This is a genomic window from Clostridium sp. UBA4395 (genome assembly GCF_002390995.1).
Classification (GTDB): domain Bacteria; phylum Bacillota; class Clostridia; order Clostridiales; family Clostridiaceae; genus Clostridium_J; species Clostridium_J sulfidigenes.
In genome coordinates this window covers 21022-32455 of record NZ_DGRF01000024.1, presented here as the reverse complement: position 1 = coordinate 32455, position 11434 = coordinate 21022, and the positions used below count along the sequence as shown (strand labels likewise).

Below are 11434 nucleotides of genomic sequence, written 5' to 3'. Positions count from 1 at the left end.
CTATAAGTTTTTCAGTGACCTCCGCAAATTGCGGCTCTTTTTTTCAGCAAAATGTTAGGTTAAAAGTAGTATTTTTTTATCCGATATCTACCAGATCTAATACTCCCTTCTTTTTAAAAGTGGGAGTAAAGAACTCTGTTTATGATGTTATCATGGAACTAAATAGATATTTTTAATTGTAAATCGAAATGCAACCCTAAGTTGTAAATCGAGATGCAACCCTTATTTTTAAGATAAAGAGATATTGCTTAAAAGAATAAAAATATATTGAAAAACAATAAAAGCAATGGTATCATATATAAATGTAGAGTGAAATATTGGTAAATTACTACTGGTTTGCTACGCTGTAAAAAGAAAGTAGTAATAGATATTTGTTACTATGATAGCTTTTGAAAAGGAGACATTTATTGTGAAAATAAAGTTTATTTTACCAGCATTAGAAGAGGCAAAAAGTCCATATTGGAGGCCTATAAAATATTCACTGTTTCCTCCTTTGGGCTTGGCTACTTTAGCATCATTGTGTGATGACTCAGATGAAATAGAAGTAGTTGATGAACATATAGAAGAAATAAATTTAAATGATGAACCAGATTTAGTTTGTATTGAGAGTTATATAACTAATGCTAATAGAGCTTATGAAATTGCAGATTTTTATAGGAAAAGAGGAATAAAGGTTGCTATTGGTGGAATTCATGCAACATCATTACCTATAGAGGCTAAGAATCATGCAGATACTGTATTACTTGGTCTTGGTGAAAGAAGTTTTCCCGAGTTTTTAAAGGATTTTAAAGAGGGAAATATAAAGGAGTTTTATGAGCAGGGGGAAGTTTCATTAGATAATCTACCTCTGCCAAGAAGGGATTTATTTAAACAGGAGAAGTATTTAGTTCCAAATTCCATGGTATTTTCAAGAGGGTGTCCTAATAAATGTTCCTTTTGTTATGTTAGTTCATTTTATAAAGGCGGAAAATCTTTTTTTGCATATAAAGTGGACAGGATATTAAAAGAAATTGAAAGTATGAAAGGGAGACATTTATATTTTCTTGATGATAATATATTTGCAGATAAAAAGTTATCAAGGCAAGTTTTCAAAGAAATGAGGGGAATGAATAGAGTTTTCCAAGGTGCAATAACTGTGGATTCTATTCTTCAAGATGATACAATAGATCTTGCGTATGAGGCTGGATTTAGGAGTGCTTTTATTGGGTTTGAAAGTATTAATAAACAGAACCTAATTCAAGCTAATAAAGGGTCTAACATAGGAAAAGATTATAGTAAAGCAATAAAGAAATTAGATGAATTAGGAATAATGATTAATGGAAGTTTTATTTTTGGACTGGACAGTGATACTTTAGATGTCTTTGATAGAACTACAGAATGGGCTGTTAATAGCGGAATAACCACAGCAACTAATCATATTCTTACTCCTTATCCTGGTACGGGGATATTTAATAAAATGGATGAAGATAAGAGAATTATTACTAAGGATTGGAGATTATACGATACTAGGCATTTAGTATTTAATCACCCTAATATTACAAAAGAAGAAATGGAAAGTGGATATAATAGAGCTTATAAAGATTTTTATAGATGGAGAAATATATATAAGGCATCAAAGGAACATGAAGAACTTAGAATGAGATTAAAACATTTCACTTATGCAGGTGCATGGAAAAAATTTGAGCCAGGATGGAATTTTCTAATTAAGAATGAACTTCTTTCAAAGAGTAGAAGCACATTAGTAAGAACATTAAAGTAATTCAGTATTTAATGTAATAAGTAAATATCAACATGGATTAGTAATTATATATTAAAACGTAGCATACAAGTTAAAAAGTTCCAATATTTTAATGTTGGAACTTTTATGGACTTCATCCTAATATTTCAGTTACATATTATTACCAAGATTACAGTGTAATGTTAAGGAATCTTCAGAGAAAAGCCATAGTTGTGGATTTGTCGGATTGAATATCCACTTTTTGTCTTTTATATTGTAAGTTAGTGTTGCGGTAGTATCAATATGGTGATGCATTGTTTCAACTATAACTTTTATAATGATTGAATCATCGCCCTTTAATTTTTTTCTTATACGACCGCCACTTTCTAAATAGAACTTTATATCATTATTAAGTGACCAAGACTGATTTTTATTACTAGAATTATAAATATTAATATCAAACATTTCATTCCTCGCCTCCTACATATGATTTATAATATCAATAACATTTAAAACTTAATCAAGGATATTACCCATTGTTGATCCAAGAGCACCCATAACCTTTGAGTTGTATTCCTTAGATTATGTCTTAATTGGAAATATTCTATCATAATTAGAATTAATAGGGTGCTTGTAATATTGAGAAAACAAAAGAACCCTATTAATAAACAACTAAATTAGGATATTGATATACGTGGATAATTATCTAAATTAATATTAGTACCTAATAAAAACTCTCCTGTAGGAAGTTTTGATTCAGTATCAAGAATCTTATCTATTGTATTAAGGCAATCAGTATATAACTTTCCTTGTGCCTTATCTAGAGCTGCTTTAAATTTAGTATAATCACTAGTTTTAGTATCTAATACTGATGCTTTTAATGCACTAACACGAGATTCAAAATTAAAATTAAAAGTTACATACTGTGTTTTTGAACAGTCATTTATAAATTCAGTTTGAGTAGCATTAACAGAAATATAGTAGTATTTTACTTTAGGAAAATAGATCAAATCTTTTCCAGTATTAATACCTTCATGACATTGACTCATTAAAGCTACCTCAAAATTTTTTTCTTTTTTTTCCCAACATGTTCTTAGTGTCTTACCAACTCCTTTTATGAAGTTTGTAATATCTGTTATTAATGCTTCGGGAAAAGCAACTGCATCAAAAATCATCTTAAACACTTCTGTACTAAATTCAGCGACAGCCTGTTTACTACTATAATTTTCAGTTTTTATCTTAAAACCAGCTAATCCACCAGCATCAACTAAAATATTTTCCATAAGATGTGTAACAGATTTGCTCCATTGAGAGGTAGGGGGTATATCACCAGGTAAAACCGCTTCAGGATGATCTTTTAGGTATGTATATACCTGAATACGTAGTGAAGAATAAAAATTACATATTTTATCACATAACTCTCTTCCTGGCTTATATTCAGTACTTTTACCTATAATCTCATTTGTTAGATTTACAAATGAGATTAATCCGTCAGAATCGCTAAATTTGCTTTGATCCTCTTTTAGATTGTTGTGATTTAAAATTAAGTCTAGGTGGCTTATACTTTCCATAATGTAAATTCTCCTTATTTTTAAAATTGTTTTGTATATTTAGAGTGTTTGGTAAATATTCACTAAAAATATAATTTGTATAACTTACGTTAACTCCCTTTACATAGGTTTGTAAAAAACTATTACATCCCTTATTGGTTTAATTGAAAGGTTTTTATTAGGGCAACCCTGTTGTATCTACACGTGTAATGTACACTAATATTATAAGGTAAATTCATTTTCAATATACTATTTAGTCCGTGAGAGTAAAATATAAGCATTAAACATCATAATATAGGTGTAAACTGCAAGTTACCAGCAAACGATTTTTTTAAAATCTTTTATATATTTCCTTCCTACGGGTAATGTTTTTGTGTATTTTTCTAATTTCAAATCAAAGGTATAATTATAAGATGGGATAATTTCTAACACTTTTTCAAGATTCACGATATAGCCTTTATGACATCTAAAGAAATTTCCATAGGGAAGTTTTTTTTCCCAAAATTGAAGTGAGTGTGGCACAGTATATATACAATTATCAACTGTAATGATTTTTATTTCATTGCTATAAGAATAAAAGTATAATACATTTTTTAAGTCAATAAGAAACTTTTTATTTTCTTTGGTAGCAATTATTTTTCTTAAAGGTAATAAAGATGATACATCACTGCCAGAATTGATGACTGCTTGGATACCTTTATTTTTTAAAAAATTCTATCAGTTCATTTTCAATAGGTGTTTTAGAGTTATAAATTACAGAATTCATATTTTGTTACTCTCCTTTATTTTTTTATTTTAAATTTATGAAATATTAGATTCTGTTATAAATAATGATTTTAAATAGGTAAGATTTATAGTGGGGTAAAAGTTTTTATATTATGATATGTTAAAAAATATTAATAAAAGTAAGATGAAACTATTCCAACACTGCATTTGCTTATTTCAATCATCTTATAAACATGGTATAGAAGATACGGTTACTGTGAAAAATAAATGTAAAATTATTCTATATTATAACCATAAAAATACTTACAAAACATTTCACCTATGCAGGGGCATGGAAAAAATTTGAGCCAGTATGGAATTTTCTAATTAAGAATGAACTTCTTTCAAAGAGTAGAAGTGCATTGGTAAGAACATTAAAGTAATTACTATTTAATTTAGGTGGTTTTATTTTTCAAAAAGTTGGGACTATTAATATTTAATGTATTATAATTAAATGGTATATATTTGTTAAATGCTAATATGAATTTCAATATATTTTCATGGGTAAGATATAAAAATTTAAAGGGGTGTATAAGAATGAAAGCAGCGTTTCTAATAATTGATATGCAAAAGGGATGTTATGACTTTTGTAAATGTCAAAGAGAATTTGATGATGCAGTAGAGTATATAAATGAGGCGGCACGCATGTTTAGGGAAAAAGGATTGCCTGTTGTAAAAGTATTAGATATTGAAGTGGGAGATGGTCCTGGTTCTGAGAAGTTTGAATTTGTTGATTCTATTAATGAAAGTACAAATGATATTGTTATACATAAAGAGTATAATAATGCATTTTTCAAGACAGAGCTTCATGATAAGCTTCAAGAACTTGGAGTTGAATTTCTTGTTATAAGTGGATTTGCAGCAGAGTATTGCGTATTATTTTCTTATAATGGAGCAAAAGAGATGGGATATGGAACATCATTACTTCAAAATGGTATTTCAGGAGTTGAATATGAAGAAGTGAAAAAAATGCAACTCTTAAGACCGGTAATTAGTCTTGAGGCATTGGAATATTTTTTAAAGTAAGAAAAGCTTAGTTCCTAGGCACTAAGCAATCCTCAGAACAAAAGTAGATAATCCAAAGCGTTGATTTGGTGTAAGTCACTTTGGCAGCGTGCTTATTTTGTTTTAGAGCTATTGGATTAGATATATGCTGTAAACTATGATTCTTAGAGAAAGTGCTAATCTTTGTGGTATGGAGCACTTTTTCTATTGTATAGAACTTATACATTGAGATATAGTCAGATGGATGTATAAGATCCTTGGCCTACATCATGAAACCCTCGACAATACAGAAATGTGTTGTAGAGGGTTATTTATCTTTTAGAATAAATAATAATGAACAGTATCATAAATAAATGATATTTATAGCAGTAACCATTGATATTACATAGTTAAGGTTGTTTTTATAAGTTAAAAGATTTTCTAAAATCACTAGGAGTAATTCCATGAACATCTTTAAAGGCAGCAGCAAATTTGGCTGGATTTTTGTAGCCGCATAGTTCAGATATGCCACGAATACTTAGATGATCAGCAGATAAGAGCTGCATGGCTCTTTTCATGGTTTCTATTCGAATATATTTATAAAGAGGAATTCCATAATGATTTTTAAAAGATTCGCGAAGTTTACTTTCGCTCATTTCAGCTATTCTGCATAGTTCAATTGTATCTGGAGTATTTAAAATATCTTCATCAATCTTAGTCTTAACTTGATAAATCTTCTGCTCATTTTCCCAAGTAATGTAGTGGCGGCGGCTGCTTCTTCTTTTCGGGATATCAGGAAAGTTTCTAGTGATTGCAGACAAAAGATGCAAAGTCATCCCCTCAAAAGCAAGTAAAGGCATGTCTGTATTTCTTACAGCCCATCTAATTTGCTCTAAAATAAGCATTATATCAGGAGTGTTGTAATGTTGGGTTTTCCAGAGCTTCGCATCACCAACACTAATTTTAGGTGCATTAGTACGTTCTTTAAGAAAGGGTTTTATAAAATCATCAAAAATTAAAACACTGGTAAAACAATAGTGTACGTCTTTAGAGAAAGTAAAAGTAAATGGTTTTTGAGGATTAATAATTAAATTAGTGATTGGAGGAAGAGTTTGCCTCTTTTTCCCTTGATGTGAATAGACTATTTCTCCACAGTCAACACAAAAGATAATCATAAAAGGCTTACTTGAATTTATTGTATGTACTATCTGTTCACTTGGGGTAAACCAAGCACTTGAAACAAATAATCCTTTAGCAGCATTTATTTCTGCAATCCATCCATTTGACCAATGAGGAGGAAAATCATAAATATGTCCATTACCATAAGGCCTTTTAACAAAATTATATTTATCTGCTAAAGCACTCCAAGAAGAATCATTATATTCATCCATAAAATTTTTACCCCTCTCTTTTTTGATTTAAAGTAACAATATTATAGCATCATTTGAGAAATGTTTTCAATAAGAACATAATCCGTTTTATTTAAATTAAAATCCATAATAATGAGAAGTATTTTCATTTAGCCCTTATAAAATAATAAGTTACTCTTATTTTAATAGAAAATGACTTCTGAAAAGGGGGTTTTTAAGCGATTGACAGTGGAATTTATAAATGCTACGCTTTTAAAAGTTAGATTAGTCTTACATTTGTATATAACGCAGGTGCTAGCGTTATTAGATTAATATAAGATATTTATAAGGGAGAGATATAAAATGAAGAAATTTTTATCACTATTCTGTACAGCATTTATGGCTACTTTAATTTTAGCTGGTTGTTCTTCATCTAAGGATACTACTAAAGAAGAAAAAGCTGTTCGTACTGTAAGTACTGTAAGAGGAGATGTTGAGGTTCCTGCTAATCCAGAAAGAGTTATTGCTACTTATGGAATGGGTGACATTTTGGCTTTAGGAGTTAAACCAGTAGCTACTTATGATGCAAATGGGAGTGCTTATGAAAAGGAAGTAGAAGACTTACCAGTATGGGAAAACTTTGAACCAGAGGAAATAATGCAATATGATCCAGATCTTATTCTTGTTGTAAACGAAGAAAAGATTGAGGAGTTTTCTAAAATTGCCCCTACAATTTATATTCCTTTCAGTACTCTTAGCATGGAGGAGAGAATAACATTTTTAGGGGAGGTTCTTAATAAAAAGGCAGAGGCATCAAAGGTGCTATTTGATTTTAAAGAAAAAATAAATGATGCAAGGGAACAATTAGTTTCTAAAGAAATTATGGATAAGAAATTCAGTATTTTTGAGAGTAGCCCAAATGGAGGTATTTGGGTGTATGGTGATAAATGGGGACGTGGAGGCGACCTAATTTACAGTCATTTCGGATTTAGAGCACCAGATGTCATACAGAGTGAAATTATAGGAAAAGATCAATATAGAGAGGTTTCTCTTGAATCAATTAAGGATTACGCTGGAGATTATATAATATTTAGTGGAGAGATAGGGGAATTAGAGAATAATCCAGTTTGGAAATCAATTCCCGCTGTTAAGGCAGGACATGTTATACCTATTGATTTTACACTGTTTTATGATATTGATATTTACTCATCGGGGGTACAGTTAGATTATATTATGGATAAATTACTAGAAAATTAATAAAAATAAATTAAGCTATAATATTCATGTAAAGAGATAGGAATTCTCTAATGAATTTTATAGCTTAATAATACAAGGGGCTGTATCAAAATAAATTTTGATCCTAGCCGATAAAAAAAGGTGGATTCAGTAATTTGAATCCACCTTTTTGCACATAATAATTACATGAAAAAGATTATTAGTCTAAAACAGATGTAGACACAACTTTCATGAATATGAAAGAAGATCATATGAAAGATCTGACCAACTTACTTTAATTCCTTTTTTAGACGAACTAGAATCCAATATAGGAAAGAGATGTAAATCGATAACGGCTGACGCCGGATAAGAAAGTGAAGAAAATTATAAATATTTAGAAAGTGAAAAAAGAAGCCGTATCAAGATTGATTTATGAAATCAATCTGATACAGCTCTTTAATTTTTTATAAGTTAAAATATTTTCTAAATAACAAGGAGTAATTCTATGGATATCTTTAAAGGCAGCAACAAATTTTGCTGGATTTTTATATTAGCATAGTTCAGATATACTACGAATACTTAGATTGTTGGCAGATAAGAGTTGAAAAACATAATCCATTTTATTTAAATTACAATCCATAATGATGAGAAGTATTTTCATTTAACTCTTATAAAACAATAAGTTACTCTTATTTTAATAGAAAATGACTTCTGAAAAGGGGTTTTTTAAGCGATTGACAGTGGAATTTATAAATGCTACGATTTAAAAAGTTAGACTAGTCTTACATTTATATATAACGCAGGTGTTAGCGTTATTAGATTAATATAAAATATTTATAAGGGAGAGGTATAAAATGAAAAAACTATTGTCATTATTTTGTGCAATATGTATGACTACTGTGATTTTTGCTGGTTGTTCTTCATCTAAGGATACTACTAAAGAAGAAGCTGTTCGTACTATATCTACTGTAAAAGGGGATATTGAAGTTCCTGCTAATCCTAAGCGTGTTATTGCTAATTGGTATGTTGGAGATGTTATTACTTTGGGATTAAATTTAGTTGGATATAATGCTTGGGAACAAGAAAGTATGCCTTTTTATGATACTCTTAAAGCTTCTACAAAAATTGAAAAGTGGGAGCCTGAAGAAGTTATGAATTTAGAACCAGATCTTATTATTACATATGATGAGGCAGACTTTGATAAATTCAGTAAAATAGCTCCAGTTCTTGTTATTCCAGAAGGAGATATGGATTCTCTTGAACGTATAAAAACCATAGGAGAAGCTACAGGACGTAAGGCTGAAGCAGAGAAGGCGGTTTCTAACTTTGAAGAAAAACTTGCGGATGTGAAGAAAACTTTTAAAGGTGATACATTTGAAGGTAAAACTTTCAGTATTTTGGAAGATTGGGGAGCTACTGGTGAGTGGAGCGGTATATATTATGAGACAGGCTCTAGAGGTGGTACTTTAGTATATGAATATCTTGGACTTAAATATCCAGACAAGCTTAAAGAACTTATAGAAAAATCAGGAGAAGGACGTGGACATATAAGTTATGAAGTAGCCAATGAGTATTTTGGAGATTATATACTATGGTGTAGACAGGAAGGTAAGGAATCTGATTATGCAAAAACAGATATTTGGAAGAGTATCCCTGCAGTTAAAGAGGGAAGGGTTATAGAAATTCCAGCAAAGTATCAAGGACTTTTCTTTTATTCTGATGTTACAAGTCTTACTGAACAACTTGACTATATGGTTAATGCAATAAATTCATTAGCTAAATAATTCTAATTGAGAAAGGAAAATAAATATGCAAAATACCTATAATAAAAAGCGACAATTAGGGGCTTTGAATTTTACAATCTATATGATTACAGGGGTGGTTTTGCTGGTGATTATGTCAGCCGCATCAATTTCTTTTGGTGCTGCTGATATGAATTTGTCTACGGCTTGGGGAGCCATTTTTAATTTTGACTCTTCTTTAACTGAACACCAGATTATTCAAACTCTCCGTCTTCCTCGTATAGCAGCTAATATAATTGTTGGGTCAAGCCTTTCCATATGTGGTGCTATAATGCAGGGAACCACAAGAAATCCTCTTGCTGATTCTGGACTTATGGGTATAAGTAGTGGTGCTTCTTTTGCTATAGCTTTTTGTATGGCATTTTTACCTGGTGGAAGTTATGGACAGATGATGATTTTTGCATGTATTGGTGCAGCTGTTACTACAGGTATGACTTATTTTATTGCGTCTATTGGCAGAGGAGGCATGAAACCACAGAGACTTGTTTTAGCAGGTATTTCTATATCAATGCTATTTGGTGCTTTTAGCCAATATCTTTCTATTAAATATAGACTTGGTCATGCTTTAGCTTATTGGACTGCTGGAGGAACAGCAGGTGCTAAATGGAGTGAACTTGCTATAGTTTTCCCATTCTTTATTGTGGGCATAATTACAGCTCTTATTATATCACCTTCAATTACTCTTTTAAATCTTGGAGATGATGCAGCTATAGGTCTTGGACTTAATACTAAGAAGGTTAAAGCTATTTCTACTGTAGTTGTTTTAATACTTACAGGGCTTTCTGTAATTGTTGTAGGACCTGTTGGTTTTATAGGATTAATAGTACCTCATATTGTCCGCTACCTTATAGGCGTAGATTATAGATACATAATTCCAGCTTCAGGATTATATGGAGCTTTGATTACTGTGGCAGCAGATTTAGTTGGAAGGCTTATTAATAAGCCTTATGAGACTCCCATTGGAATTATTTTTGCTGTAATAGGGGTTCCGTATTTTCTTTATCTTACAAGGAAGCAAAGGAGGGAATTCCAATGAAGAAAAAGGGTTACTCAGTTTCACGTGGCTTAACTATTATTTTAGTACTTACCATTGTGCTGTTATTTGTGGCGGTAATAAGTGTGAACTCAGGTAAAATGAATCTATCTCCTTCAGAAGTCTTTAATGTTCTTCTTGGAAAAGGTACAGCTAAACAAAATCTTATAGTATATGATTTTCGTCTTCCTCGTATTGTATTAACTATTCTTGTAGGTATTGGTATGGGAACAGCTGGATGTGTAATGCAGAGTTTACTTCGCAATGATATGGCTAGTCCTGGAACTTTGGGAATAAGTTCGGGTTCAGGATTATTTGTATTATTGTTTATAGTTATTTTTAAGGTAGATAGTGTATCTTCAGCTATTGCTCTCCCACTTTTAGCTTTTATAGGTGGAATGACAGCAGCAGTGCTTATATTTTTACTTTCATATAAAAGAGGAAAAAGCATATCACCTACAGGATTAATTTTGACAGGTGTAGCTGTTGGAAGTGGATATAGTGCTATTACTATGATGCTTACTTTAAAGCTAGATGAGAAACAGATGGATTTTATTCAAAGATGGAGTGCAGGAAGTCTTTGGGGAGACAATTGGACGTATATTTCTATTCTTGCACCTTGGATATTGATTCTATTTTTATATGTACTTTATAAATCTCGTACTTTGAATACTTTAAACCTTGGTAATCAAACTGCAACAGGATTAGGAGTAGCAGTAAAGAGAGAATTCATAGGTCTAGCTGTAGCAGCTGTTGCTCTATCGTCAGGCAGCGTGGCCTTAGGTGGAAACTTCTTTTTTGTTGGAATGATTTCTCCACATATGGCGAGAAAGTTTGTAGGCTCAAATCATAAATTATTGATTCCTACCGCATCTCTAGTAGGCTCAATAATTATTCTATTATCAGACACTATTACTAGAACTATAAGTCTTGGAACCGATGTTCCTACAGGAATTATTATTACTGTATTAACTACACCGTACTTCTTATATTTATTAGTAAAGTCAAATTAAGGAGGT

At 31.0% G+C, this 11434-nt stretch carries 10 protein-coding genes; 6 read left to right on the top strand and 4 right to left on the bottom strand.

The window, feature by feature from the left end; translation table 11 throughout:
* Positions 1 to 409: 409 nt before the first annotated feature.
* On the top strand, positions 410 to 1759 hold the full coding sequence (locus tag B2694_RS03655) for a B12-binding domain-containing radical SAM protein (RefSeq protein WP_346884619.1): 1350 nt from the start codon (positions 410 to 412) through the stop codon (positions 1757 to 1759).
* A gap of 129 nt (positions 1760 to 1888) precedes the next feature.
* On the opposite strand, the gene B2694_RS03650 is transcribed toward B2694_RS03655, so the two are convergent.
* From B2694_RS03650 to B2694_RS17795, 3 genes are all read right to left on the bottom strand, one after another.
* Positions 1889 to 2182 carry a hypothetical protein gene (locus B2694_RS03650; RefSeq protein ID WP_346884618.1) on the bottom strand — a complete coding sequence of 98 codons (294 nt, stop codon included), beginning with the start codon at positions 2180 to 2182 and terminating at the stop codon, positions 1889 to 1891.
* Between the two features lie 212 nt (positions 2183 to 2394).
* Positions 2395 to 3288 (bottom strand): hypothetical protein, encoded by an 894-nt coding sequence (locus B2694_RS03645; protein ID WP_346884617.1) that lies wholly within the window; start codon positions 3286 to 3288, stop codon positions 2395 to 2397.
* Between the two features lie 291 nt (positions 3289 to 3579).
* Entirely contained in the window at positions 3580 to 3870 is a 291-nt protein-coding gene (locus B2694_RS17795; RefSeq protein WP_414632711.1) for a LytTR family DNA-binding domain-containing protein, read from the bottom strand.
* A 699-nt stretch (positions 3871 to 4569) separates the two neighbouring features.
* Here B2694_RS17795 and B2694_RS03640 point away from each other — a divergent pair.
* Entirely contained in the window at positions 4570 to 5058 is a 489-nt protein-coding gene (locus B2694_RS03640) for a cysteine hydrolase family protein (RefSeq protein ID WP_346884616.1), read from the top strand.
* A gap of 380 nt (positions 5059 to 5438) precedes the next feature.
* Here the strand turns inward: B2694_RS03640 and B2694_RS03635 are convergent, their stop codons facing one another.
* A complete protein-coding gene (locus B2694_RS03635) occupies positions 5439 to 6407 on the bottom strand; it encodes an AraC family transcriptional regulator (RefSeq protein WP_346884615.1) in 969 nt (322 codons plus the stop codon).
* Positions 6408 to 6728: 321 nt separating this feature from the next.
* Here B2694_RS03635 and B2694_RS03630 point away from each other — a divergent pair, with 321 nt between their 5' ends.
* From B2694_RS03630 to B2694_RS03615, 4 genes are all read left to right on the top strand, one after another.
* Entirely contained in the window at positions 6729 to 7622 is an 894-nt protein-coding gene (locus B2694_RS03630) for an ABC transporter substrate-binding protein (RefSeq protein ID WP_346884614.1), read from the top strand.
* An 812-nt stretch (positions 7623 to 8434) separates the two neighbouring features.
* On the top strand, positions 8435 to 9364 hold the full coding sequence (locus B2694_RS03625; protein ID WP_346884613.1) for an ABC transporter substrate-binding protein: 930 nt from the start codon (positions 8435 to 8437) through the stop codon (positions 9362 to 9364).
* 25 nt (positions 9365 to 9389) lie between these two features.
* On the top strand, positions 9390 to 10418 hold the full coding sequence (locus B2694_RS03620; protein ID WP_346884612.1) for an iron ABC transporter permease: 1029 nt from the start codon (positions 9390 to 9392) through the stop codon (positions 10416 to 10418).
* The gene (locus B2694_RS03615; RefSeq protein WP_346847239.1) at positions 10415 to 11428 is read left to right on the top strand and encodes an iron ABC transporter permease; all 1014 of its coding nucleotides are present in this window, start codon (positions 10415 to 10417) and stop codon (positions 11426 to 11428) included. Before B2694_RS03620 ends, B2694_RS03615 begins: the two co-directional genes overlap by 4 nt.
* Positions 11429 to 11434: the final 6 nt, after the last annotated feature.